Below are 26347 nucleotides of genomic sequence, written 5' to 3' on the forward strand. Positions count from 1 at the left end.
TCGTCGGCAGCGTCAGAGGTGTATAAGAGCCAGCGCCGGCACCGGGTCGGGGACGGGCGGATGCTCGGGCGCGGCGGAGTGCCGCGGCGCGGTGTCCGGCCGGGCGCCCGGGCCCGCGGTGTGCCGCGGGGCCGCCTCGGGCCAGGACATGGGCACGTCCTGAGCGGAGGCGTCCGGCCAGGAGGAGGGGCCCTGGGACGAGGTGTCCGGCCACGACGAAGGCCCCTGGGGCGAGGCGTCGGGCCACGACGAAGCCTGCGGGGAGGTGTCCGGCCACGAGGAAGCGCCATGGGGCGAGGTGTCGGGCCACGACGACGGGCCCGCCGGGTCGCCGGACTGGCGGGACGGGCCGGGCCAGGAGTCGTCCTTGCGTGGCGGCTCGGGCCAGGAGGGGGCCTGGTGTGCGGCGGATCTCGGGGCCTCCGGCCAGGCGGCCGGAACCTCGGCGGGGGCGGAGTCCGGCCAGGAGGTGGAGACGTCCTGCCGCGGCGCCTCTGGCCAGGACTGTGGCAGGTGTGGTCCGGAATTCTCCGTTGCCATTGCTGCCGGCCCTCCCGAGGTTGTGTCCGGATCTACCGTTATATCCGGATTTGACGTACCAGGCATGATCTCATGGGATTTTCCAGGAGATGCTGATGGTTCCGCAGCGAAACGAGCGAAGCCATGCGGATCCGTGGGCGGATCCTGCAAGGGCAGGTCAGCCTCCGGTCGATCTGGCTCGGCTGGGTACACCACGGCGTCAAGAGTATTCTTCTGGGACGAATGAGGTCACAACGGATACATCACCATCAGGTCTCGCTGGCCCTGAAGGGTCCATTGTGCCCGCCGACCTCGATCGAGTATCTGCATTCAGCCGAAGACGTGCGCTACGCTTGACACGTGCGTTCCGCGACCCTGCTTCTTAGCGGGCCGCGACGGCCCTGAAGATCTCGCCGTCGCGGCTCCACCCCTCGTTGTCTGTACGAGGGGTTTTCTTATGGGTCCGAGTCAAGCCAGAAGGACAGTAGCCGTGAGTGAGTATGATCCGCAGGTGCTGCAGGCCAAGTGGCAGCAGCGCTGGGAGGCGCAGGACACCTATCGCGCGAGCGAGGATGCCGACGACCCCCGCGAGCGGCGCTACATGCTCGACATGTTCCCCTACCCGTCGGGTGACCTGCACATGGGCCACGGCGAGGTGTTCGCCATCGGCGACGTCGTCGCGCGCTACTGGATGCAGCAGGGCTACAACGTCCTGCACCCCATCGGCTGGGACTCCTTCGGCCTGCCCGCGGAAAACGCCGCCATCAAGCGCAACGCCCACCCGGCGGAGTGGACCTACGCCAACATCGAGACGCAGGCCAACTCCTTCAGGCGCTACGGCATCTCCTTCGACTGGTCGCGCCGCCTGCACACCAGCGACCCCGACTACTACCGCTGGAACCAGTGGCTGTTCAACCGCTTCTTCGAGCGCGGCCTGGCCTACCGCAAGGGCGGCCTGGTCAACTGGTGCCCCAACGACCAGACGGTGCTGGCCAACGAGCAGGTCGTGGCGGGCAAGTGCGAGCGCTGCGGCGCCGACGTCATCCGCCGCGAGCTGACGCAGTGGTACTTCCGGATCACCGACTACGCCCAGCGCCTGCTGGACGACATGGCGCAGCTGGGCGAGTGGCCCGAGCGGCTGCTGACCATGCAGCGCAACTGGATCGGCCGCTCCGAGGGCGCCGACGTGCTGTTCGAGGTCGAGGGCCGGGACGAGCCCGTCCACGTCTACACCACGCGGCCCGACACGCTGTTCGGCGCCACGTTCTTCGTGGTCGCGGTGGACGCGGCGCTGGCCGACGAGATCGTCACCGATGAGCAGCGCGCCGAGTTCGAGAGCTACCGCGCCGAGGTCGCCAAGCTGAGCGACATCGAGCGGCTGGCCACCGACAAGGAGAAGACCGGCGTCTTCCTGGGCCGTCACGCGATCAACCCGGTCAACGGCGAGCGCATCCCGGTCTGGGCGGCCGACTACGTGCTGTCCGACTACGGCCACGGCGCCATCATGGCCGTTCCCGCCCACGACCAGCGCGACCTGGACTTCGCGCTGAAGTTCGGGCTGCCGGTGAAGGTCGTCGTGCACACCGGCCTGGCCGACCCGGGCGAGACCGGCGAGGCGACGCCCGGCGAGGGCACGCTGGTCAACTCCGGCCCGCTGGACGGCCTGACCAAGACCGAGGCCATCGCCAAGATCATCGAGATCCTGGAGGTGGACGGCAGGGGCGCGGGCGCGGTCAACTTCCGGCTGCGCGACTGGCTGCTGTCGAGGCAGCGGTTCTGGGGCACGCCGATCCCGATCATCCACTGCGCCGACTGCGGCGAGGTGCCCGTCCCCGACGACCAGCTGCCGGTCACGCTGCCCGACATGCGCGGCGAGGCGCTGGCGCCCAAGGGCGTGTCCCCGCTGGCCAGCGCCGAGGAGTGGGTCAACGTCGAGTGCCCCAAGTGCTCGGGCCCGGCCAAGCGCGACACCGACACGATGGACACGTTCGTCGACTCGTCCTGGTATTTCCTGCGGTACTGCTCGCCCGGCTACACCGACGGCCCGTTCGACGTCGAGCAGGTGCGCAAGTGGGGCCCGATCGACCAGTACGTCGGCGGCATCGAGCACGCGGTCCTGCACCTGCTGTACTCACGCTTCTTCACCAAGGTCCTGCACGACATGGGCATGGTGGACTTCACCGAGCCGTTCAAGCGGATGCTGAACCAGGGTCAGGTGATCAACGGCGGCAAGGCCATGTCGAAGTCCCTGGGCAACGGCGTGGACCTGGGCCAGCAGATCGACGACTTCGGGGTCGACGCCGTACGCCTGACGATGATCTTCGCCGGGCCGCCGGAGGACGACATCGACTGGGCCGACGTCTCGCCGGCCTCGTCGCAGAAGTTCCTGGCGCGTGTGCTGCGCGTGATGTCGGAGGTCGACTCCGCGCCGGACGTGTCGTTCGAGGGCGGTGACGTGGCGCTGCGCAAGGTCACGCACCACACGATCGACGAGGTCACCAAGCTGGTGGAGTCCCAGCGCTTCAACGTCGCCGTGGCGCGCATGATGGAGCTGACCTCGGCCGCGCGCAAGGCGATCGACTCGGGCCCCGGCGCGGGCGACCCGGCGGTGCGCGAGGCCGCGCAGGCGCTGGCCGTCATGCTGTCGCTGGTGGCCCCCTACACCGCGGAGGAGGGCTGGGAGCGGCTGGGCCGCACCGGCTCGGTGGCCTTCGGCGGGTGGCCGGTGGCCGACCCCGCGCTGCTGGTGCAGGAGTCCGTCACCTGTGTGGTGCAGGTCGCGGGCAAGGTGCGCGACCGCCTGGAGGTCTCTCCCGACATCACCGAGGACGAGCTGCGGGCACTGGCCCTGGCCTCGGAGAAGGTCGCCTCCTACCTGGAGGGCATGCCGCGCAAGGTGATCGTCCGGGCGCCCAAGCTGGTCAACATCGTCCCGTAACTACAGGTTGCGCAGGGCCGGCAGCAGCTCCTTCTCCGCCCAGTCGAAGAAGGGCTGCTGCTGGTCGTGGCCGATCTGGACGAGGGCCACGTGCGTGTATCCCGCGTCGGTGAACTTCTTGACCCCCTCCACGACGGCGTCGAGGTCGTTGCCGCACGGCACGCTCTTGGCCACGTCCTCGGGCCGCACCGTGCCGGCCGCCGCCGCGAAGTTCACCGGGCCGGGCAGCTCGGCCATCACCTTCCAGCCGCCCACGCTGGACCAGCGCCACAGCTCGTGCGCGCGCCGCTTGGCGGCCTCGGCGTCGGTGTCGTAGGCGATGGGGAGCTGGCCGTAGACCGGTTTGCCGTCGCCGCCCGCGGCCTTGAACTGCTGGACCACCTCGGGCATCGGCTCGTTGACGACCAGGATGTCGCCGAACTCGGCGGCCAGCTCCGCCGACCGGCCGCCGGAGGCGGCGATGCCGATCGGGACGGGCTCGTCCGGCAGGTCGTAGAGCTTGGCCGAGTCCACGTCGTAGAACTCGCCCTGGCGGGTGATGTAGTCGCCGCTGAACAGCTCCTTGATGATCTGCACGGCCTCGGCGAACATCCGGTGCCTGGTGTCCACGGGCGGCCAGCCCTCGCCGATGACGTGCTCGTTCAGGTTCTCGCCCGCCCCCAGGCCCAGCGTGAACCTGCCCTCGCTCAGCACACCCATCGTGGCGGCCTTCTGCGCGACCACGGCCGGGTGGTACCGCATGATCGGGCAGGTCACGTACGTCATCAGCGGCAGCCGTTCGGTGACCTGAGCCGCCGCGCCGAGCACCGACCAGCAGTACGGGGAGTGCCCCATCTCCTCGATCCACGGGAAGTAGTGGTCGGAGATGACCGCGTAGTCGAAGCCGACCCGCTCGGCCGCCGCGGCGTAGTCGACCAGCTCGCGGGCCGGGGTCTGCTCGGACATCAAGGTGTAGCCGATTTGTACCATGCGTCGGCCCTACCCGGGTTTTTCCAGGCTAGGTCCGCAGGACCGGAGATCATCGATGGCGGAGCTCCTCCACCACCAGTCCCAGGCCGATGCCCAGCAGCCAGACGTCCTTCGACACGCCCACGCCCTCCTGGCTGGGCCGCAGGCTGCCTTCCCTGCGCATCCCGGGCGTCTTGAGATAGAGACCGAGCAGGCTCGCCGCGAACCCCGTCACCGCGGCTCCGACCAGGAGCGACGGTACGAACGGGGTGAGCAGGGCGACGCCGAGGGCGATCTCGCCCTTCGAGAGCAGCTTGGCGAAGGCCACCGGCTCCACGCGGCTCAGGAACGGGTAGGTGCCCGTGGCCATGCGGTGCAGGCCGGCCGCGGACTGCTCGTCGGCGGCGGCCTTGCTGAGGCCCGAGTGCAGGATGATGGCGGCGGCGGCCACCCGCGGGGGCATCTGGTGCGTACGCGCGAGAATCCTCATATTTCGAGGTCTGCCCGGACATTTCTGGCGCACCCGGTACTTGACCGTTCCCGGAGCGGAGTGGTGCCTCCAGGGGAAGAATTCTTGGGCTCCGGTTGGTGTCGCGCATTAGTGTGCAGCTGTGACAAATGGCGCATACCTGAGATATCCGCACCTGCACGGTGACCTGGTCACCTTCGTCGCCGACGACGACGTCTGGCTGACGCCGCTGTCCGGCGGGAGAGCCTGGCGGTTCACCGCCGATCGCGTACCGGTGTCGCACCCGAGGTTCTCGCCCGACGGCGCCCGCATCGCATGGACCGGCGGCAGGGAGGGTGCGCCCGAGGTGTTCGCGGCCGCGATCGACGGCCCCGAGGGTGAACGGCTGACCCACTGGGGCAACGGCACGACCGGGGTCCGCGGCTGGACGGCCGGCGGGGACGTGCTCGCGATCAGCTCGGCGGGGGAGTGCGAGCGGACCAGGAGCTGGGCCTACGCGGTGCCGCTCGACGGAGGGCCCGCCACGCGCCTGCCGTACGGATGGGTCAGCGACGTCGCCGTCAACGGCCCCAAGGTCGCGGCCGTGTCGGCGCTGTGGCGCGAGCCGTCGCAGTGGAAGCGCTACCGGGGCGGCACGGCGGGCAAGATCTGGGTCGACGCCGAGGGCGACGGGGAGTTCACCCGGCTGTTCGCCGACAGCGCCGCGCAGTACTGGTCGGTGAGCTGGGTGGGGGACCGGATCGTGTTCCTGGCCGACATCGACGGCGTCGGCAACCTCTACTCCGCCGAGCCCGACGGGTCCGGGCTGCGCAAGCACAGCTCGCACGAGGAGTTCTACGCGCGGCACGCCGCCAGTGACGGCGAGCGGGTGGTCTACAGCCATGCCGGGGACCTCTGGCTGCTGGAGAGCCTGGACGTGGAGCCGTACCGGCTGGAGGTCACGCTGGGCGGGCCGCGGCCCGGGCGGGCCAGGCGGCCGGCGCCCATGCGGGTCGGCGGGTTCTCGCCCGACGAGACCGGGCGCGCCAGCGCGGTGGAGATCCGCGGGACCGCGCACTGGGTGACCCACCGCGACGGCCCGGCCGGCGCGCTGCGGGTGGAACCGGGCGTCCGCGTACGGCTGCCGCGCGCCCTCGACGCCACCGGCCGGGCCGTGTGGGTGTCCGACGCCGGCGGGGAGGACGCGCTGGAGATCGGCACGCCCGGCGGCGAGATCAGGACGCTGGCCGCCGGACAGCTCGGACGCGTGCTCGAACTGGTCGCCGCGCCCGACGGCAAGCACGCGGCGGTGGCCACCCACGACGGGCGGCTGCTGGTGGCCGACCTCGAGTCCGGCAACCTGCGCGAGCTGGACCGCACCACGCAGGGCGACGTCAGCGGGCTGACGTTCTCGCCCGACTCCGGCTGGCTGGCCTGGACGCATCCGCATCACGAGCCGCTGTCGCAGATCAAGATGGGCCGGGTGGACGGCACGTCGGTGATCGACGTGACGCCCGTGCGCTTCGCCGACTACAACCCGGTGTTCAGCAAGGACGGCCGGCACCTGGCGTTCCTGTCGGTGCGGACGTTCGACCCCGTCTACGACGCGCACGTCTTCGACCTGTCGTTCCCGGTCGGCTGCAAGCCGTACATCGTGCCGCTGCGGGCCACCACGCCCTCGCCGTTCGATCCCTCGCTCCAGGGCCGGGGGTTCAACGGGGAGGACGACAAGCCCGGCAAGGACGACAAGAAGGACGACTCGCCGCCGCGTACCGAGGTCGATCCCGAGGGGCTGGCCTCCCGGGTGGTGCCGGTGCCCGTGCCCGCCGGGCGCTACGGCAACCTGCGCACGGCCAAGGACGCGCTGCTCTGGCTGCGCTACCCGCTGGCCGGGCAGCTCGGCGACGGCACCGAGCAGGCGAACGAGAACGTGCTGGAACGTTACGACCTGAAGAAACGCGCCAAGGCCGAGCTCGGCAAGGAGGTGCGGGCGTTCGAGGTGAGCGGCGACGGCGGCCGGCTCGTCACCAACGGCAAGAACGGCCTGCAGACCCGCGCCGCCAGCGAGGGCGACGAGGTCGTCACCATCGACCTCGACCGGATCACCGTGCAGCTCGACCCGGTCGCCGAGTGGCGTCAGGGGTTCCGCGAGGCCGGGCGGCTCATGCGCGACCACTTCTGGCGCGAGGACATGAACGGCGTCGACTGGCAGGGCGTGCTCGACCGCTACGAGCCGCTGGTCGAGCGCATCGGCGCCCACTCCGAGCTGATCGACCTGCTCTGGGAGGCACAGGGCGAGCTGGGCACCTCCCACGCCTACGCCGTAGGCGCCAACGGCGGGCAGGACCCCAGGCGCCGGCAGGGGCTGCTCGGCGCCGACCTGACCAGGGACGAGGACGGGGTGTGGCGGGTCGCGCGCATCCTGCCCGGCGAGACCTCCGACCACGCCGCCCGCTCGCCGCTGCTCGCGCCGGGCGTGGCCGTCCGTCCCGGTGACGCGATCGTGGCGGTCGGCGGCCGTCCCGTCGACCCGGTACGCGGCCCGCTCGCCCTGCTGGCCGGCACGGCGAACCAGCCCATCGAGCTGACCGTGCGTCCCGGCTCCGGCGGCGACCAGCGCAGGGTCGTGATCTGCCCGATCGCGGACGACACGCGGCTGCGCTACCACGACTGGGTGGAGGGCCGGCGCGCCCACGTCAGGGAGGCGTCCGGCGGCCGGCTGGGGTACCTGCACGTGCCCGACATGGTGGCGTCGGGGTGGGCGCAGTTCCACCGCGACCTGCGTACCGAGATGGCCAATGACGGGCTCGTCGTGGACGTGCGGGAGAACAGCGGCGGCCACCTGTCCGAGCTGGTGCTGGAGAAGCTGTCCCGCAAGGTCACCGGGTGGGCGCGGGCGCGCGGGTACGAGCCGGCGCGCTACCCGGCGGACTCGCCGCGCGGCCCGATCGTCACGATCGCCGACGAGTTCGCCGCCTCGGACGGCGACATCGTGAGCGCCGGGATCAAGGCCCGCGGCATCGGGCCCCTGGTGGGCATGCGGACGTGGGGCGGCGTGATCGGCATCGACTCGCGGTACTCGCTGGTGGACGGGACCAGGGTCACGCAGCCCCGGTACTCGTTCTGGCTCGACGGGCCCGGATGGGGCGTGGAGAACCACGGGGTCGACCCGGACGTCGAGGTCGTGATGACGCCCCAGGACCGGGTGGCCGGGCGCGACCCGCAGCTGGAGAAGGCGATCGAGCTGGCGCTGGCCGCGCTCGACGAGCATCCGCCCGCGACGCCGCCCGACCTGCCGCCGCTGGCCTGAGGTCAGCTCGCGCGGGCCAGCCGGTCGAGCAGCTCGCTGAGCAGGGGTTCGGTCGTGGCGAAGTTCAGGCGTACGTGCTGCTCGCCGCCGGGGCCGAACCCCGCGCCGTCGTTGAGCCGGACCCTGGCCTCGCGCTCGAACACCTCCGCCATGCCCGGCCGGCCCACGTTCAGCCAGGCCAGGTACGTCGCCTCGGGCATCAGGTAGCCGAACGACCCGGGCAGCCGCTCGGCGATCGTGCGCCGGTTGCGGTCGAGCAGGGCCACGGTGTCCGCCAGCCAGGCGTCCCCGTGCCGCCAGGCCGCGACCGTGGCCTCGACGCCGAACAGGTTCGCGGAGCCGTACACGAAGGGAGGCTGGGCCGCCAATGCCGCGCGGACGCCCGGATGCCCGAAGTGGGCCACCGAGCAGCGGATGCCGCCCAGGTTGAAGGCCTTCGTCGCGGACGTGACGGTCACGGTGCGCTCGGGGAGGATCGTGGCGAAGGGGATGTGCCGGTGCGGTTCGTAGATCAGGTCGGCGTGGATCTCGTCCGCGATGACCAGCAGGTCGTGGCGCTCGGCGTGCTCGGCCAGCTCCACGAGCTCCTCGCGGCTGAACACCCTGCCGGTCGGATTGTGCGGGTTGACCAGCAGCAGCACCCGGCAGTCCGAGAGGTCGGGCACGGTGCTGCGCCACGAGCCGTCCACGAGCTCGAACTGGATGGGCCGCAGGCGGCGTCGCATGACCTCCAGCGTGCTCAGGAACGGGGGATAGGCCGGGGTGTGCACGGCCACCCCGTCACCGGGCTCGGTCCAGATCTGCAGGAGCACCTGGAGGGTCTGGTTGAGGTCGTTGAAGGCGCGTACGAGCGAGGGGTCCGGCGCCCAGCCGTACTTGGCCGACATGCGCTCGGCGAACGCCTCGGCCAGCGGGCCGGCGTTGGCCTCCAGCAGCCAGGCCGGGTAGCCGAGGTCGCCGTTCGCGCGCCGGCGCAGGGCCTCGATCACGGCGGGCGCGGTCGGCAGGTCCATGTCGGCGATCCAGGCGGGGATCACATCTGGGTCGACCGCGGCCCACTTGAGGCCGTCATGTGAGGATCTGAGGTCTTCGGGGGGATATGCGCCATTCACTGGTCCATTCTAGGATTCGTGATTGTGATGAGCCGACGACGCCGGGTGTGGCAGGCTGGGCGGCCATGACGCCCCACCCGAAGATCGAAGCCATAGTCGAGACCTACCTGTCGCTGGCCGACGCGGAGGCTCCAGGGCTGGTGGAGGGGCTCTACCTGGAAGGATCGGCGGCGTTGGGCGACTACCGGCCGGGCGCGAGCGACGTGGACTTCGTCGCGGTGACGGCCGCCGATCCGCCGGCCGGGGTGCTGGAGCGCATCCACGCCCGGCTCGGCGCGCACCCGTTCGAGGGCGTCTACGTGACGTGGGAGGACCTGCGGCGGGACCCCGCTGAGCTGGGCGAGCGACCTCAGGCGCACGAGGGCCGGCTCAACCGCCGCGGCGAGGTCAACCCGGTCACCTGGCACACGCTGAGTAACCACGGCCTGACCTGCCGCGGGCCCAAGCCGGGCGAGGCGGAGATCTGGAACGATCCCGCCGCGCTGGCCGCCTGGACGAACGGCAACCTCGACCGCTACTGGCGGCGCCTGGTGACCCGGGCCTCCCTCCCCGCCTCCCCGTGGGGGCTGCTCAGCCTCGGCGGCTACGGCACGGTGTGGTTCGTCACGGGCGTCGCGCGCCTGCACTACACGCTGGCGACCGGCGAGATCACCTCGAAGACGGGCGCGGGACGGCACGCGCTGGAGGTGTTCCCCGAGCGCTGGCACCGCGTGGTGAACGAGGCCCTGCGGCTGCGGGAGGAGGACACCGCCCTGCCGACGCTCGCGAGCGCGCTCTCGGGGCTGGGCGACCACTTCGGCACGCCCAGACGCTCGCTGTACGGCTCGCCGTTCGAGCGCAAGGGGGACGTGCTGGGCTTCGCCGACCAGGTGATCACCGCGGCGCACGAGCTCTACGAGGAGCGCTGGCGGCGGGGGTAGCGCGGCCCCGGCCACAACCCTAGGGGGCACACGGAGGACTCGCCCGGCCCGGCGATGAACAGTGGGGGAGACTCTTCGAAAGGCGGGTTCATGATGAGCGAATCCTCCCCGATCTCCCCGCGCATCCCCACCAGGACCCTGAAGGAAGGCGACCAAGGCCCCGACGTCGCGCTGCTCTACCAGTACCTGAAGCGCTTCGGGTACTTCCCGAACCCGGAGATCCGGACCGGGAACCTGCTGCACCACCCGGCGGTGGCGTTCGCGCCCGATGATCCGACCCGGTACGACGACCGCCAGGAGCTGGCCGTCCGCAGGTTCCAGCAGCAGCAGGGACTGATGGTCAGCGGTGTGCTGGACGACACGACGCTCTCCTTGATCAGCCGGCCGAGGTGCGGCTTCCCCGACGACGCGGTGGCCGGGGTCGACATGTTCGTGGCCCAGGGCAACCGGTGGCCGGGCGAGCGCGTCACGTACAGCTTCGACAACTACTCCCCCGACCTCGACCGGGCGCAGCAGCGTGCGGCGGTGATCGAGGCCTTCGGCAAGTGGTCGGCCGTGACGCCCCTGACCTTCACCGAGGTCACCGCGCAGGGCGACATCCGGGTCGGCTGGTACTCCGGCGACCACGGCGACGGCTTCGCCTTCTCCGGACCCGGTGGCGTGCTGGCCCACTGCTTCTACCCGCCGCCGAACGGCGGGGCGATCGCCGGCGACTGCCACTTCGACGAGGCCGAGACCTGGTCGGTGAACCTGCCGCCCATCGGCATCGACCTCTGCACGGTCGCCCTGCACGAGCTCGGCCACGGCCTCGGCCTGGCCCACTCCGCGGTCCAGTCCTCGGTGATGTACGCCTATTACGGCGGTCCGCTGCGGGACCTGACCGGCGACGACGTCGCCGGCATCCAATCGATCTACGGGGCCAGGCGCAGCTGGTTCTCCCTCGGCGGCACCGTCTTCAACCCGGCCGTCAACAGCAACTCCGACGGCCGCCTGGAGGTCTTCGTCCGCGGGCTGGACAGCGCGCTGCACCACAAGTGGCAGGTCACGCCGAACGGCGGCTGGAGCGACTACGCCTCGGAAGGCGGCTGGGTGACCGGGCCGATCGCGGTCGGCCGCAACGCCGGCGGGCGGCTGGAGGTCTTCGTCCGCGGCTCCGATGGAGCGCTCTACCACAAGTGGCAGACGGTCCCCGGCGGCGGCTGGAGGGACTGGAGCTCGCTCGGCGGCTGGGTGCTCAACCCGGTGGTGGCCACGAACGCCGACGGCCGGCTGGAGGTGTTCGTCACCGGCTCGGACGGCGCCTGCTACCACAACTGGCAGACCGTGCCCAACGGCGGCTGGAGCGGCTGGGCCTCGCTCGGCGGCTGGGTCGCCCGGCCCTTCGCGACCGCCAACGCCGACGGGCGGCTGGAGGTGTTCGCGCGCGGGGCGGACAACGCCACGCAGCACATCTGGCAGATGACGCCGGGCGGGAGCTGGAGCGGGTGGAGCTCGCTGGGGAGCACGCAGCTCGAAGGGCCCGTCGTGGGGCGCAACCAGGACGGGCGGCTGGAGGTCTTCACGAAGGGGGAGGACGGCGCGCTCTGGCACACCTGGCAGACGGCGCCCAGCAACGGCTGGGCCTGAGCCCGTAGCGGTAGGAGCCGCGGGTCGCGCGCCCGTTCGCGCGTGCGTGCGACCCGCGGGGGATTGACGCCGGGCGGCTGGCTCGCGGGGGATTGACGCCGGGCGGCGGCCGGGGTACGAATACCCGCAAATGCCATCACCGGGCGCGTCCGGCCGCGGTGAAATGTTAACGCTAACATTGCGGAGGGCCGCTGGATGCGTACATGTCGAGGCGTTCGCAGGACGATCGTGGCCCTGCTGGTGGCCGTCGCAGCCGCGGTGTTCGCACCGGCCGCGCATGCGGCCGGGCCGGCGCCGCACTACCTGATGACCGCGTTCACCAACAGCAGCGAGTCGAACATGTACGTCTACGACTCCGCGAACGCCGCCAGCTTCGCCCTCGTCCGGGCCAACGCCTACACCCCGCCGTCCGGGCTGATCCGCGACCCGAGCGTCATGCGGCACACCGACGGCTACTACTACCTCGTCCACACCACGAACTGGACCGGCGACACCATCGGCTTCGCCCGCAGCGCCGACACGGTGAGCTGGACGTTCCTGCGCAACGTCACCGTCGGGCTGAACGGCGCGACCGGCAGCACGTGGGCGCCCGAGTGGTTCAAGGACTCCGACGGCAGCATCCACGTGATCTTCTCGGCGTCCACGACCGGCACGGCGGGGCAGTTCAGGCCGTACCGGATCACCGCCACCAACAGCGCGCTGTCCTCGTGGAGCACCCCGGTGGCGCTGGGCATCCCGGCGAACTACATCGACAGCTTCGTCGTCAAGACCGGCTCCACGTATCACAACTTCCTCAAGAACGAGACGACCAAGTACATCGAGCACGCCACCGCCACCTCCCTCACCGGCCCGTGGACGTTCACGGGCACCGGGAACTGGGCCGGCTGGGGCTCCGGCCTCGAAGGCCCGGCGCTGACGCAGCTGGCGGACGGGCGCTGGCGGCTGTACTTCGACAACTACTCCGGCGGGCGCTACTACTACGCCGACAGCTCGAACCTGGCGTCGTTCGGCGCCAAGGTGGAGCTGGCGGGGCTGTCGGGGACGGCTCGGCACTTCACCGTGCTGCGCGAGGACGCCGGGGACACGACGGCGGTGCCCACCGGCAACCGTTCGCTGCGCTCGGCCAACTTCCCCGACCGGTACGTACGCCATCGCAGCCAGCTCGCCTACATCGACCCGCTCTCGGCGTCCAGCTCACTGGCCGACCGCCAGTCCGCCACGTTCACCGTGGGAGCCGGGCTGGCGCACTCGGGCTGCTACTCCTTCCAGTCGGTCAACCAGCCCGGCTACTACCTGCGGCACTACAACCTGCGGCTGACCCTGCAGCGCGACGACGGGTCGGCGATCTTCAAGGGCGATGCCACGTTCTGCGGGCGGGCCGGGCTGGCGGGCGGGGGGACGACCTCGTTCGAGTCGTACAACCTGCCGGGGCGCTACCTGCGGCACTACAACTACGAGATGCGGCTGGACCTGCGGGCCACCACGTCGGTGTTCGCCTCCGACGCGTCCTTCACGGTCACCACACCTCTGGCCTGAGCCGGCTCATGCCCCGCGCCCTGTACGGAGGGACCCACCCCGAACGGCAGTTCCGCACCCTGGAAGGACGAGCCCGTGCCCTCACCCTCACTCTCACCCTTACGCCGCTCTCCGCGTCCTAGGCGTCCTGCGCGTCCTGCGCGTCCTGCGCTTCCTGCGCGGATGGCACGCCCCCTCGCCTCATCGGCGATCACCGCCGTGGCTACGCTCCTCATCGTGATGTCCACCCTGCTGTCGCCGGGCGCCGCACACGCCTCCCCGGCCGTGCAGTACACCAACCCGCTGGCCGCCCAGCGCGCCGACCCGCACATCTTCCGCCACACCGACGGCTACTACTACTTCACCGCGACCGCCCCCGAATACGACCGCATCGTGCTGCGCCGGGCGACCACCATCCAAGGTCTGGCGAGCGCCCAGGAAACGGTCATCTGGCGTAAGCACACCACCGGTGAGATGGGCGCGCACATCTGGGCCCCGGAGATCCACTTCATCAACGGCAAGTGGTACGTCTACTTCGCGGCCGGCCGCGCCGACGACATCTGGCGGATCCGGATGTATGTGCTGGAGAGCTCCAGTGCCAACCCGCTGACCGGCACCTGGACCGAACGCGGCCGGATCGCCACCCCGTGGGACACCTTCTCCCTGGACGCCACCACGTTCACCGCGAATGGCGTGCGTTACCTGCTCTGGGCGCAGCAGGAGCCCGGCATCGCCACCAACTCGAACCTCTACATCGCCCGCATGGGGACCAACCCGTGGACGATCACCGGCGCCACGACCCGGCTGACGGTGCCGACCCTGGCCTGGGAGACGCGCGGCTACAAGGTCGCCGAGGGGCCTTCCGTGCTGCAACGCAACGGGCGGCTCTTCCTGACCTACTCCGCCAGCGCCACGGACGCCAACTACTGCCTCGGCCTGCTGACCGCCTCCGCCTCGGCCGACCCGCTGCAGGCGGCCTCCTGGGCGAAGAGCCCCAACCCGGTCTTCGCCACCAGCGCGGCGACCAGCCAGTACGGCCCAGGGCACAACTCCTTCACGATCTCCGAGGACGGGCAGAGCGACATCCTCGTCTACCACGATCGCAGTTACCGGGACATCACCGGCGATCCACTCAACGACCCGAACCGGCGTACCCGGGTGCAGAAGGTCTACTGGCGATCGGACGGGACCCCGGACTTCGGCATCCCGGTGCCCGACGGGGCGACGCCGGTGCGGCTGATGTCGTACGACACGCCCGGGCAGGCGGTACGGCACTGGAATTACCGGGCGCGGCTGGAAGCGAACGTCACTCCGCTGGCCGACTCCCAGTTCAGGCTGGTCACCGGCCTGTCCGGATCCGGGACGGTGTCGCTGGAGTCGACGAACTTCCCCGGATACTTCCTGCGGCATCGTAACCACGAGGCCTGGGTGGAGCAGCGGGACGGCACCAGCCTGTTCAACGCCGACGCGAGCTTCTATCGCCGTACCGGCCTCGCCGGGTCGGGGACGGTCTCGCTGGAGTCGGTGAACTTCCCGGGGTACTTCCTGCGGCACCGGAGCGGGCAGGTGTGGGTGGAGCAGAACGACGGGACCAGCACGTTCCGGGGCAACGCCAGTTTCATCCTGGAGTGAGACGCTCCCGGCGATCGACGGCGCCCGCTCGAAGAGGAGGACGACGCCGGGCGCCGTCTCGCCGATACTCGCCCCGGTAGGCGAGCCCAGCATGATGCAGGGTGGCGACACAGGACCGTGGGCCGCGAGCAGCGGTATGAGGCCGGTGGACCGAGGCTGCCACATGAGGGTGGTGGCGGCCCAGAACCGAAGGCGCGAGCCAAGCGGAGTGAGAGTGTGCCACACGAGACCGCTGGCAAGCCCGGTGGTGCGAGACCGGCGCATTAGGGCGGCGGCATAGGACCGGCAGCACGGGACGGCGGTAGGCGGGCGGCAGTGCAAGATGGCCCGGTGGTGATGGCCGGCCGCGCTGGAAACGACAGGCGGGCGGCAACGGCCGGCTGTGCGCGAGCCGAACCGCGCCCCGCCGCAGCTCCTCGCCGTACCGCAGCCCTTCGCCTCGCCTCGCCTCACCACGACGCCGGCCTACTGGTGGGCTGTATGTGGCGTGCCTCGTGACGGCATGAGAACAGCACGAGGTCGGCTCGGTGCCGTACCCCGTGTAGGTGTGAAATTGGCGCGCGCCGGAACGCGGCGCGGCGAGGACGCGCGCCCGAGTTGCCGTCGTCAGTGACGACGTGGGCTACAACCGGCGCAGGACCGCTACGACCTTGCCCAGGACGCTGGCTTCGTCGCCGGGGATGGGCTCGTAGTTGGGGTTGTGGGGGACGAGCCAGACATGCCCGTCCTTGCGCTTGAAAGTCTTGACGGTGGCTTCGCCCTCGATCATGGCGGCCACGATGTCGCCGCTCTCCGCCACCGGCTGCTGGCGGACGACCACCCAGTCGCCGTCGGCGATGGCGGCCTCGATCATCGAGTCACCGGCGACCTGCAGGAGGAACAGCGTGCCCTCACCGACAAGCTGCTTGGGCAGCGCGAAGACGTCCTCGACGCTCTCCTCGGCGAGGATCGGGCCACCTGCGGCGATGCGGCCGACGAGTGGGACGTAGGCGGCCGTCGGCCGGTTGACCGGGGCCTCGTCGTCAGTGGCGTCGGGGTCGACCCAAAGCACCGGCTCGCCGGGCAGGCGCACCTCAAGAGCACGTGGCCGGTGTGGGTCGCGGCGCAGATAACCCTTACGCTGCAGCGCCGTCAACTGATGCGACACGCTGGACGTGCTGGTCAGCTGCACCGCCTCGCCGATCTCGCGCATGGAGGGCGGATATCCGCGCTGTTGCACCGAGTCGCGAATCACTTCGAGGATCTTGCGCTGCCTGGGCGTCAGGCCCAGGGAGTCGCGTCGGCGCACCGCGAGGTCACTGACCCCGTTTGCGTCATCCCGCTCGCTCATGCTCTTCCTCCTCGCCTGGCGGCCCGCCTCACCGGCGAACCTCCCGGTCCGTGGTCCTGATGTCGCACACAGCGACCGTATCGCTGTTGAAGATCATCTTCAAACAATTGTTCGAGTCTTCCTCGAAAAAGTCGCCAGTGTGGTGTACAACATCGTACGGGAGTTCGATCGACACCGTGTTCGATTTGCTGATCTTTATTTGGCCTTTTCCTCAGGCCACACGGCAGGAGGTCATCCATGCGAACACCCACAAATACGGACATGACCAGCGAAGATGCCAAGCAACTCACGCTCATCGCCGATGCCACGCGGAGCACGGATCGACGGGGCGAGAATACGCGTCAGGGGGTCGGCTCTAGAGCGAATCTTGGGAAGAGGTTGGGGTCCCGTTCGAATGATGGGGGAAGGCCTCATTTGCGCCTCGTCCCGCCACCGCGTACGGGTGGGGATGCGGACGACACCATTCCGCCGGGCAGGGGAGGAGCCCGCGCTGACGGTGCCGACGACGACGCGACGGTGACCGGTCGAAAGCCCGGCGCGAGCGGTCGAGGCCGCAAGAGTGCGAGGCGTGGGGCTCGGAGCGGAGGGGTTCCTGCGACTCGTGGCGCTGAAGGCCGAGGGGTTCCGCAGGCTCGTGAGGTTGAAGGCCGAGGGGTTCCTCAGGCGCGTGCGGGTACAGGTGACGGCGCTTCGGCGGCGCGTGGGGCTCAAAGTCGCGGGACTTCGGTACGCGGGGCTCCAGGCGGCGAGACTTCGGTACGCGGGAAACAAGGCGGCGGGACTCCGGCGCGCGAGGTCCGGTATCCCGGCGCTCAGGATCGCGGAGTGCGGGGTCGGAAGGCTCAGGCGCGCGGGACGGGTGGCCCGCAGCGCAGTGGTCGCCGTTGGGCACGGGGTGCCTCCGGGTCCGGGTCCGGAGCCGGGCAGAGGAGTCGTCCATGGGGTCGCCGTGCGGTGGTGCGGCAGAGCTCGGCGAATCGGTGGGACGAGGGAGTTCAGGGGACGCAGGTCGGCCGGCGAGATGGGCGAGCCCGATGGGGTGGAGCGGGGCGGCGAGAGCAGACGGATCGGCTGAATGGCCGGTGGGTGGCGCGGAGGCTCGCACGCCGTTCCGCGCCGCCGTTGCGGCTGACCCGTCGCGGGCGCGTGGTGCTGGTCGTCGGTGTGGCGTTGCTGTCGCTCGGGGGGTTCTGGCTCGGGACTCATGCGGCCGGGCACGCTGAGGTGCGGGTCGTGGTGCCCAGCCATGCGGGACTGCCGTGGGTGGAGGTCCACCAGGGGGACACGTTGTGGGCGATTGCCGACGCGCTGTCCCAGGGTGACGATCCTGGCGCGGTGGTCGAGGAGATCAAGCGGCTGAACGGCCTGACCGACTCCCTCATACGCTCCGGCACTCGCCTGTACGTTCCCAAGGACACTGCGGCGTTACGACGACCCGCGCGGTGATCGTGGCAGAGCTGGCCGCAGAGACAGCTCGTAGGAGCCGTCGCGGGCCGGCGTGATGATCGCTGTGGAGGCCGCCGCGGGGAGTGGCATGGGCTCACCTGGCCCGCCACGACCGAGGCGGCTTCCCGCAGCGAGTGCCAAGATTGCGGTGGGGACCGCCGCCGGGGCCCCGCTGGACACCCCGGCATTTCGCGCGTCCGTCCGGTGTTTACGTATAGGTGTGTGACCTGGGGAATTCGGCGTCCGGAATGCGTGCTGCCTCGGTTAGCGGAGCGCGGAGGTACGCCGGGGTCACGCGTGCGTAGGCGCGGTGGCGTTGAGGGGCGTTGAGGGGCGTTGAGGGGCGTTGAGAGGGACGGATTGAGAGTGCGGCGTGGTGGGGGAATCGGCGCGGGATCTCGGAGGGCGGCGTAGGTGTAAGTGGGGCCTTCTCGGTGAGATGGAGGAGGAGCTAGTGTCCTCCGGTACCGTTGTGAGGTTTGTTCACGACCGAGGCTCGAAACAACCGCTGTGACGCTCTCACCAGCACGAAGATCGCGAATCGGGCGGCGACACGCCCGAGGCGGGAGTGGAGGGTGGGCTGATCAGCGACTTCGATCGGAAGGCTCCGCTCAACTTGCGTTCATGGTCGCGCGCTTCTACGGTTGGACCACAACATCTAGTAGTTACACCGATGTAGTTCACCACACCTTGTGTTTCCGTGACCGCTCCATGGTCTGCTGTGGAGTGTGCGCGAGCGTCCCGTGATGACGGTTTCGTGCGCGTGTGGTGGCCGCGGATCCGAGGAGGCGAAAGCGTGCACTGCCCGTTCTGTCGCCACCCTGACACCAGGGTCATCGACAGCCGCTCGACGGATGACGGCGCGGCCATCAGGCGGCGACGCACCTGTCCCGAGTGCGGGCGCAGGTTCACCACGCAGGAGACCGTACTGCTCATGGTGAGCAAGCGCAGCGGAGTGACAGAGCCGTTCTCGCGGGACAAGGTCGTCGCGGGCGTGCGGCGGGCATGTCAGGGCAGGCCGGTCAGCGAGGATTCGCTGGCGCAGCTCGGGCAGCGGGTGGAAGAGGCCATCAGGGCGAAGGGCGCGGCGGAGCTCCCCTCCAACGAGGTGGGCCTGGCCATCCTCGGCCCGCTGCGGGAGCTCGACGAGGTGGCCTATCTGCGGTTCGCATCGGTATATCGCGGTTTCGAGAGCCTGGCGGACTTCGAAGCCGAGATCTCACAGTTGAAGGCGGAGAAGGGGGAGTCATGACGGAGACGGCCAGCGGTTCAGTGGCGCGCGGGGGCAAGCGTCCGCGTAAGGGACTGAAGATGAAGCGGATCTTCACTAAGCCCGGTGTGCACCCGTATGACGAGATCCAGTGGGAGCGCCGCGACGTCGTCATGACGAACTGGCGCGACGGCTCGATCAACTTCGAGCAGCGGGGTGTCGAGTTCCCCGAGTTCTGGTCGGTCAACGCGGCCAACATCGTGACCACGAAATACTTCCGCGGCGCCGTGGGCACGCCGCAGCGCGAGTGGAGCCTGAAGCAGCTCATCGACCGGGTCGTCGGCGTCTACACCAGGACGGGGATCGAGCACGGCTACTTCGCCGGTGAAGAGGACGCCGAGATCTTCGACCACGAGCTGAAGCACGCCTTGGCGCACCAGGTGTTCGCGTTCAACTCGCCGGTCTGGTTCAACGTGGGCACCTTGTCGCCGCAGCAGGTCAGCGCGTGTTTCATCCTGTCGGTGGACGACCAGATGGAGTCGATCCTCGACTGGTACAAGGAAGAGGGCGTGATCTTCAAGGGCGGTTCCGGGTCGGGGGTCAACCTGTCCAGGATCCGTTCGTCGAAGGAGCTCCTGTCGAGCGGCGGCACGGCCAGCGGGCCGGTGTCGTTCATGCGGGGCGCGGACGCCAGCGCGGGCACCATCAAGTCCGGCGGCGCAACCCGCCGGGCGGCCAAGATGGTCGTGCTCGACGTCGACCACCCCGACATCGAGGAGTTCATCGAGACCAAGGCGCGCGAGGAGGACAAAGTCCGCGCGCTGCGTGACGCCGGGTTCGACATGGACCTGGGCGGCAAGGACATCGTCAGCGTCCAGTACCAGAACGCCAACAACTCCGTGCGCGTCTCCGACGAGTTCATGCGCGAGGTGGAGAAGGGCGGCGAGTTCGGCCTGCGTGCCCGCCTGACCGGCGAGGTGATCGAGAAGGTCGACGCGAAGGACCTCTTCCGCAAGATGGCCAAGGCCGCGTGGGAGTGCGCCGACCCGGGCCTGCAGTACGACGACACGATCAACGACTGGCACACCACCCCCGAGACGGGGCGGATCACGGCCAGCAACCCGTGCTCCGAGTACGTGCACCTCGACAACTCCTCCTGCAACCTGGCCAGCATCAACCTGCTGAAGTTCCTGAAGGACGACAACTCCTTCGACGTCCCGAACTTCGTCAAGCTGACCGAGCTGATCATCACCGCGATGGACATCTCGATCACGTTCGCCGACTTCCCGACCGAGAAGATCGGCGAGACCACGCGGGCCTACCGCCAGCTCGGCATCGGCTACGCCAACCTGGGCGCGCTGCTCATGGCGACGGGCCATGCCTACGACTCCGACGGCGGCCGGGCCGTGGCGGGCGCGATCACCTCGCTGATGACCGGCGTCTCCTACCGTCGCAGCGCGGAGCTGGCCGGCGTGGTCGGGGCGTACGACGGATATGCCAGGAACGCCGAGCCGCACAAGCGCGTCATGCGCAAGCACGCCGCGGCCAACGACAACCTGCGCACGATCGGCTCCATGGACGCCAAGATCCACGCGGAGGCGTCGCGCCAGTGGTCGGAGTGCCTCAAGCAGGGCGAGAAGAACGGCTACCGCAACGCCCAGGCCAGCCTGCTCGCCCCCACGGGGACGATCGGCCTGATGATGGACTGCGACACGACCGGCATCGAGCCGGACCTGGCGCTGGTCAAGTTCAAGAAGCTCGTCGGCGGCGGCTCCATGCAGATCGTCAACCAGACGATCCCGCGGGCGCTCAGGCAGCTCGGCTACCAGCAGGAGTCGATCGAGGCCATCGTCGAGTACATCGCCGAGCACGGCCACGTCGTCGACGCGCCGGGCCTGCGCCTGGAGCACTACGAGGTGTTCGACTGCGCCATGGGCGAGCGGGCGATCGCACCGATGGGCCACGTGCGGATGATGGCGGCCACGCAGCCGTTCCTGTCCGGCGCGATCTCCAAGACGGTCAACCTGCCCGAGACGGCCACGATCGACGACATCGAGCAGGTCTACCTCGAAGGCTGGAAGCTCGGCCTCAAGGCGCTGGCGGTCTACCGCGACAACTGCAAGGTCGGCCAGCCGCTGTCGGCCGGCGGCACCAAGAAGGACAAGGAGAAGGAAGAGGCCAAGGCGGCCGCGGAGCCCGAGGTCAAGGTCATCGAGGTCAACCGGCCGACCCGGCGCCGGATGCCCAACCAGCGGCCGAGCATGACCACCCGGTTCACGGTCGGCGGCGCGAAGGGCTACATGACCGCGTCGTCCTACCCGGACGACGGGCTCGGCGAGGTCTTCCTCAAGATGTCCAAGCAGGGCTCCACGCTGGCGGGCGTCATGGACGCGTTCTCCGTCGCGATCTCCATCGGGCTCCAGTACGGCGTGCCGCTGGAGACGTACATGAGCAAGTTCGTCAACATGCGCTTCGAGCCCGCGGGGATGACGGACGACCCGGACATCCGGATGGCCACGTCGGTGATGGACTACATCTTCCGCCGGGTGGCCCTCGACCACCTGCCGTACGAGGAGCGGGCCGCCCTCGGCATCTTCTCGGCCGCCGAGCGCGCCGCGCAGCAGCGGGGCGAGGACCCCGCGGCCCTGCAGGAGGCGGTGGACCGCGAGGCGCTGGCACAGTCGGCGCCCATCGAGGAGAAGCCGAAGCCGGAGACCGGGACCGAGGTGGAGCGGCCGGTCAAGGAGCTGACCCTGGAGAGCCACCAGCGCTTCACGGCCGACGCGCCGCTCTGCATGACCTGCGGCACCAAGATGCGTCCTGCCGGTAGCTGCTACGTCTGCGAGGGCTGCGGCTCCACCAGCGGCTGCAGCTGAATTAACCGGCGTCGAGGCAAGAAGTGCTTGGTTGGGCAGGGAGTATGCATCTCTTCGGCTCCCTGCCCGCTACGTTGACCAACGGATTGCACGTCGCGTGGTGAGTCACCTGGCAAACCCCTAAGTACGCTAAGTACTTGACGTACTTGAACGTGAGTGGCATTCTGAAGCAACTCTCGCTGGAGGTGTCGCCGTGGCCGTCATTCACTTCGACAGCTATACCGAGGCTCGTACGCATCTCAAGGCGCTGCTGGATGCGGCGGAGCGGGGACGAGTGGCCACAGTGCGGCGCGAGTCTGCTGTGACGGCCCTCGTGGACGTTGAAAGGCTGCGTCACTACCTCGCGACGCTCATTCCTTCTCGTGCACAGGTAGTTCCTGAGGCAGCCGGTTGGTCGATTTTCATCCCGGGGCTACCTGTTGCCGCGGACGGCGCGACCTTCGATCAAGCCGTTGCGGAGATGGTCGAAGGGCTGCGTGAGTACGCAGACGACTGGCAGGATCACCTGCTCGACGTTCCCAATCACCGCGAGAACTGGGCGGTCGTGCAGCTGATCAGCCTCAGCAGTGACGATCAGTTGCGCGAATGGCTGGTGGGAACTGCCCGATGAGCTGGCCTCAGCCCACTCGTGAGCATCACGATTCCTTCTGTCAGATCGAGGGCTGGCGTCAGGTACGGAACGCTCGGAGCGGAGCGGGTACCCACCACGTCACGTATGAGCTGGATCTTCCTGACGGCAGGATACTGAGGACCCGGATCTCTCATCCGGTCGATCGCAGTACCTATGGCCCAGGTATCTGGAGTCATATTCTGCGTGATCAGCTTCAGGTGGATGAGGCGACATTCTGGGCATGTGTTCAGAATGACGTGAAGCCCGATCGCGGAGCGCCTGCACCGCCGTCGGAGGCGTTGCCAGCCGATCTCGTCTTCATGTTGATCTCAAGGGTGGGTCTCGACGAGATGACGGTCGCAACGATGAGTAAGGACGAGGCCATCGTCAGACTGCAGAAGTACTGGATCGACGGCACCTGATTCGAGGTCATACGGCACCCCTCCGAATGAGTGCACTGCCTCAGCGGACCAGCTGAGACCGGGCGGAGTCGCGTCGAGTGCGTCGTTCGGCTTGATCGGCTGCGACTGAAGTAGCAGGTCAGAGGAGGGAACCGACGAGCTCGGTTCCCCCTCTGCGCATGCGCCTGGCCGTCGGAGCCGGTGCGATCGACGGCATCAGGGCCACGCTCGATTCCCGGCCTGGCCGAGCTGGGGAAGCCAGCCCAGCGCGGCCGAGCTGGGGAGGTCAGTCCAGCGCGGCCGCCTTGCGCAGCAGCACTGAGCGTTCGCGCTGGTTGGCGCACAGCCGGGCCGCCAGCTCCAGCTCGGCGCGCGCCTCCGGTCGCCGGCCGAGGCGGGCCAGCAGCTCCCCGCGCACGGTCGGGACCAAGTGCGAACCGGGGAGCCGGTCCGAGGCGATCAGCTCGTCCACGATGGCGAGGGCTTGCGCCGGGCCCGAGGCCATGGACACGGCGACGGCCCGGTTGAGCTCGACCACCGGCGAGGGCGCGACCCGGCCGAGCGCCTCGTAGAGCACCACGATCCGGTCCCAGTCGGTCGACTCCACCGACGGCGCCGACGCGTGGGTGGCGGCGATGGCAGCCTGCAGGCCGTAGGGGCCGAGCCCGCGAGCCGAGGCCTTGACCAGCGCGGCCAGCCCGCGGCGGATCGCCGAGAAGTCCCACCGCCGCCGGTCCTGGTCCGCCAGCAGGATCGGCGAACCGTCCGGGCCGGTCCGGGCCGGGAAACGCGCGGCCGTCAGCTCGCACAGCGCGAGCAAACCGTGCACCTCCGGCTCGTCCGGCTGCAGCGCGGCCAGCGTGCGGGCCAGCCGGATCGCCTCGTACGCGACGTCGGGGCGCAGCAGCCGATCGCCCGACGTGGCCGTCGACCCCTCAGTGAAGATCACGTAGATGACGCTGAGCACGCCGCCCAGCCGTTCCCGGCGCTCATCGGCCGGCGGCAGCTCGAACGGCACCCCGGCGGCCGCGATCGTCTTCTTCGCCCGGGTGATGCGGGCCTGCACGGTCGGCACCGGCACCAGGAACGCGCGGGCGATCTCCTCGCTGGACAGGCCGCCGACCACGCGCAGGGTCAGCGCCACCCGGGCCTCAGGGGAGAGCACCGGGTGGCAGCTGACGAACATCAGCGCCAGGAGGTCGTCGTCGATCCGGTCGGGGTCGATGTCCTCGTCGACCACCGGGTCAACGGCCAGCAGGGCGTGCCGGTCCTGCAAGGCGGTCCGGCGGCGGAGCGCGTCGATGGCCCGCCGCCTGGCCGTGGCCATCAGCCAGCCGGCCGGATTGGCCGGAGGGGTGTGCGGCCACGACGCCAGCGCCTCGGCCACCGCCTCCTGGGCGGCGTCCTCGGCCAGCCCGAAGTCGCCGGTGAACCGGGTCAGCGCGGCGACGATCCGCGCCGACTCGATCCGCCAGACGGCCTCGACGTCGGCCGGGCCCATCAGATCCGGCCGGCGCTCTCGCTCCCGGCCCGCTCCTCGACGGACCCCTCGTCGTCCTGCGGCCTCTCGTCGTCCCCGGCCACCCGCCGGACCTCGATCTTGGACCCGGTGACCGATGGGACCCGCTTGGCCCACTCGACGGCCTCCTGCTTCGAGGCGACATCGAGCAGGAAGTAGCCCCCGAACAGCTCCTTGGTCTCGCCGTACGGCCCGTCCGTGACCACCGGGGTCTCGCCGCTGAAGTCGACCACGACGCCCTGGCCGGCATCGTCCAGTCCTGCGGCCTCGACGAACACGCCGGCTTTGACCAGCTCCTCGATGTAGTGGTAGGTCGTGGCCGCCAGCTCTTCGAACCTGGCCTTCAGCGCCGCGTTCGACTCGTCGGTGCCACGCAGGATCAGCATGTACTTCGGCATCGTGTTCTCCTCCTCGGCGGGGCCGCCTCTCGACCCTCTCACCCCACACGTCGAACGAGCGGCCCCGCGGATCGACACAGTCCCGAAGAAATCTCCCGCCACGACGCAGCCGGGCCCCGGGCGACCCACGTCGCGCCCGTCGAAGGGTGCGGCACGACTCCGGACAGGCCCTCAGCCCTGGACGGTCGGGCGGATGACGACCTCGCCGATCTCGACGTCGTGAGGCTGCTCGACGGCGAAGCCGACGACGCGCGCCACGGCCTCCGGGTCGATCGCGAGGGTTTCCATGCTGCGGCGGAGCTGCGGGTCCTCGATCGAGTCGATGAGCTCGGTACGCACCAAGCCCGGCGAGATCGCCGTCGTACGCAGCACGCCGTCGGTCGACTCCTGCCGCAGCGCCTCCAGCAGCGTGCGCACGGCGTTCTTGGTGGCGGCGTAGACCGCCTGCGTAGGCACGATCTTCAGGCCGGACGTCGACACCGTGGTCACCAGATGGCCATGGCCCTGCCGGCGGAACACCGGCAGCGCGGCGGCGATGCCGTTCAGCACCCCCCGGAGATTGACGTCGATCATCGCCGACCAGCCATCGACGTCGAGGTCGGCCACCGGGCCGGTCCTGGCGACGCCGGCATTGCCCACCAGCACGTCGAGCCGGCCGAACTCCGACACGGCCCGCCCCACGAGCCGGTCGAGGTCCTCCCGCCGGGTGACGTCCGTGGCGCAGGTGACGGCCCGGCCGCCGCGGTCGCGGATGTCCCGGGCGAGCTCGTCGAGTCGTTGCGTCCGGCGCGCGCCGAGGACGACGGCCGCGCCGCGTCCGGCCAGCAGGCGCGCCGTGGCCTCGCCGATCCCGCTGCTGGCCCCGGTGATGGCGACGACTTTGTCGTTGATGCCGGTCATGACATACCCTCTTCCACATAAACGGACACGTGTCCGCACGGATGAGCGTACCGGACATGTGTCCGCTTAGTAAAATGAGGCAGCTATGGACTCAACCCAGCGCCGGGCCGACGCCGCCGGAAACCGCGACCGGATCATCCAGGCGGCCCGCGCGGTCATCGCGAACGCGGACGAGGTCAAGCTCAACGCGATCGCCAAGCAGGCCGGGGTCGGCCAGGGCACCCTCTACCGCCACTTCCCGACCCGGGAGGCGCTGCTCGCCGAGGTCTACCGGGAGGACGTGGACGAGCTCGTGGCCGCGGCGCCGGCCCTGCTCGCCGAGCACGCGCCGCTCACCGCGCTGGCCCGCTGGTTCGACCGGGTGGTCGAGTACGCGCAGGTCAAGCGCGAGGTGTTCGCCGCCGTCGAGGCGGGGGTGTGGCGGGACCTGTCCGCGCACGGCCTCGGCCCGATCGGCGCCGCGCTGACCCGGCTCCTCGACGCCGGCAAGGCCGAGGGGACCATCCGCCCTGACGTCGACGCCCGTGACGTCATCCTGCTCATCGGCTACCTGACCCGTCTGGAGCAGGACGAGTGGGACGCCAGGGCCGGCCATCTGCTCCACATCGTCCTCGACGGGCTGCGCCGTCCCGCGGCGTGAGCCACTCCGCCCTGGCGACACCGGCGAGGCTGAGCCGGGGCGGCAACGA

At 69.9% G+C, this 26347-nt stretch carries 20 protein-coding genes; 12 read left to right on the top strand and 8 right to left on the bottom strand.

Annotated features, from left to right (window positions below; translation table 11 throughout):
- Positions 1-12: 12 nt before the first annotated feature.
- Positions 13-540, bottom strand: coding sequence for a hypothetical protein (locus tag ETD85_RS63600; RefSeq protein WP_170247087.1), 528 nt, complete (start codon positions 538-540; stop codon positions 13-15).
- 436 nt (positions 541-976) lie between these two features.
- On the opposite strand from ETD85_RS63600, the gene leuS reads away from it, so the two are divergent.
- Positions 977-3457 (top strand): leucine--tRNA ligase, encoded by a 2481-nt coding sequence (gene leuS / locus ETD85_RS39295; RefSeq protein WP_138694906.1) that lies wholly within the window; start codon positions 977-979, stop codon positions 3455-3457.
- On the opposite strand, the gene ETD85_RS39300 is transcribed toward leuS, so the two are convergent.
- A complete protein-coding gene (locus tag ETD85_RS39300) occupies positions 3458-4426 on the bottom strand; it encodes a TIGR03557 family F420-dependent LLM class oxidoreductase (protein ID WP_138694907.1) in 969 nt (322 codons plus the stop codon).
- Positions 4427-4475: 49 nt separating this feature from the next.
- Positions 4476-4895, bottom strand: a complete 420-nt coding sequence (locus ETD85_RS39305; RefSeq protein WP_138694908.1) for a hypothetical protein — start codon at positions 4893-4895, stop codon at positions 4476-4478.
- Positions 4896-5016: 121 nt separating this feature from the next.
- Between ETD85_RS39305 and ETD85_RS39310 the strand changes: the two genes are divergently transcribed.
- Entirely contained in the window at positions 5017-8163 is a 3147-nt protein-coding gene (locus tag ETD85_RS39310) for a S41 family peptidase (RefSeq protein WP_138694909.1), read from the top strand.
- Positions 8164-8165: 2 nt separating this feature from the next.
- Here ETD85_RS39310 and ETD85_RS39315 read toward each other — a convergent pair whose 3' ends face one another.
- Positions 8166-9275: a MalY/PatB family protein gene (locus ETD85_RS39315; protein WP_240779723.1), complete on the bottom strand. Its 1110-nt coding sequence runs from the start codon at positions 9273-9275 to the stop codon at positions 8166-8168.
- A gap of 65 nt (positions 9276-9340) precedes the next feature.
- On the opposite strand from ETD85_RS39315, the gene ETD85_RS39320 reads away from it, so the two are divergent.
- From ETD85_RS39320 to ETD85_RS39335, 4 genes are all read left to right on the top strand, one after another.
- Positions 9341-10195 (top strand): nucleotidyltransferase domain-containing protein, encoded by an 855-nt coding sequence (locus tag ETD85_RS39320; RefSeq protein ID WP_170247088.1) that lies wholly within the window; start codon positions 9341-9343, stop codon positions 10193-10195.
- 90 nt (positions 10196-10285) lie between these two features.
- Entirely contained in the window at positions 10286-11821 is a 1536-nt protein-coding gene (locus ETD85_RS39325; RefSeq protein WP_170247089.1) for a DUF8189 domain-containing protein, read from the top strand.
- A 195-nt stretch (positions 11822-12016) separates the two neighbouring features.
- Complete coding sequence (locus tag ETD85_RS39330) at positions 12017-13357, top strand: glycoside hydrolase family 43 protein (protein WP_138694912.1); 1341 nt, start codon at positions 12017-12019, stop codon at positions 13355-13357.
- 219 nt (positions 13358-13576) lie between these two features.
- On the top strand, positions 13577-14968 hold the full coding sequence (locus tag ETD85_RS39335) for a family 43 glycosylhydrolase (RefSeq protein WP_240779724.1): 1392 nt from the start codon (positions 13577-13579) through the stop codon (positions 14966-14968).
- Between the two features lie 622 nt (positions 14969-15590).
- On the opposite strand, the gene lexA is transcribed toward ETD85_RS39335, so the two are convergent.
- Positions 15591-16298 carry a transcriptional repressor LexA gene (gene lexA, locus ETD85_RS39340; protein ID WP_138694914.1) on the bottom strand — a complete coding sequence of 236 codons (708 nt, stop codon included), beginning with the start codon at positions 16296-16298 and terminating at the stop codon, positions 15591-15593.
- A gap of 1122 nt (positions 16299-17420) precedes the next feature.
- Here lexA and ETD85_RS63605 point away from each other — a divergent pair.
- The 5 genes from ETD85_RS63605 to ETD85_RS66140 all read left to right on the top strand — a co-directional run bounded on the left by ETD85_RS63605 (position 17421) and on the right by ETD85_RS66140 (position 22862).
- On the top strand, positions 17421-17744 hold the full coding sequence (locus ETD85_RS63605; RefSeq protein ID WP_170247090.1) for a LysM peptidoglycan-binding domain-containing protein: 324 nt from the start codon (positions 17421-17423) through the stop codon (positions 17742-17744).
- Positions 17745-18540: 796 nt separating this feature from the next.
- Positions 18541-18996 carry a transcriptional regulator NrdR gene (gene nrdR, locus ETD85_RS39350; protein ID WP_103955744.1) on the top strand — a complete coding sequence of 152 codons (456 nt, stop codon included), beginning with the start codon at positions 18541-18543 and terminating at the stop codon, positions 18994-18996.
- Positions 18993-21830, top strand: a complete 2838-nt coding sequence (locus ETD85_RS39355; RefSeq protein ID WP_138694916.1) for a vitamin B12-dependent ribonucleotide reductase — start codon at positions 18993-18995, stop codon at positions 21828-21830. The genes nrdR and ETD85_RS39355 overlap by 4 nt, the downstream gene beginning before the upstream one ends.
- Positions 21831-22023: 193 nt before the next feature.
- The gene (locus ETD85_RS39360; protein ID WP_138694917.1) at positions 22024-22440 is read left to right on the top strand and encodes a prevent-host-death protein; all 417 of its coding nucleotides are present in this window, start codon (positions 22024-22026) and stop codon (positions 22438-22440) included.
- Positions 22437-22862, top strand: coding sequence for a cytotoxic translational repressor of toxin-antitoxin stability system (locus ETD85_RS66140; RefSeq protein WP_138694918.1), 426 nt, complete (start codon positions 22437-22439; stop codon positions 22860-22862). The genes ETD85_RS39360 and ETD85_RS66140 overlap by 4 nt, the downstream gene beginning before the upstream one ends.
- Before the next feature lie 265 nt (positions 22863-23127).
- Here the strand turns inward: ETD85_RS66140 and ETD85_RS39370 are convergent, their stop codons facing one another.
- The 3 genes from ETD85_RS39370 to ETD85_RS39380 all read right to left on the bottom strand — a co-directional run bounded on the left by ETD85_RS39370 (position 23128) and on the right by ETD85_RS39380 (position 25658).
- Positions 23128-24342, bottom strand: coding sequence for an RNA polymerase sigma factor (locus tag ETD85_RS39370; RefSeq protein WP_138694919.1), 1215 nt, complete (start codon positions 24340-24342; stop codon positions 23128-23130).
- Positions 24342-24758 carry a YciI family protein gene (locus ETD85_RS39375; protein WP_138694920.1) on the bottom strand — a complete coding sequence of 139 codons (417 nt, stop codon included), beginning with the start codon at positions 24756-24758 and terminating at the stop codon, positions 24342-24344. The genes ETD85_RS39370 and ETD85_RS39375 overlap by 1 nt, the downstream gene beginning before the upstream one ends.
- Positions 24759-24929: 171 nt before the next feature.
- The gene (locus ETD85_RS39380; RefSeq protein ID WP_138694921.1) at positions 24930-25658 is read right to left on the bottom strand and encodes an SDR family oxidoreductase; all 729 of its coding nucleotides are present in this window, start codon (positions 25656-25658) and stop codon (positions 24930-24932) included.
- 85 nt (positions 25659-25743) lie between these two features.
- On the opposite strand from ETD85_RS39380, the gene ETD85_RS39385 reads away from it, so the two are divergent.
- Positions 25744-26298 carry a TetR/AcrR family transcriptional regulator gene (locus tag ETD85_RS39385; RefSeq protein ID WP_138694922.1) on the top strand — a complete coding sequence of 185 codons (555 nt, stop codon included), beginning with the start codon at positions 25744-25746 and terminating at the stop codon, positions 26296-26298.
- Positions 26299-26347: the final 49 nt, after the last annotated feature.

The organism is Nonomuraea zeae, assembly GCF_005889725.1.
Classification (GTDB): domain Bacteria; phylum Actinomycetota; class Actinomycetes; order Streptosporangiales; family Streptosporangiaceae; genus Nonomuraea; species Nonomuraea zeae.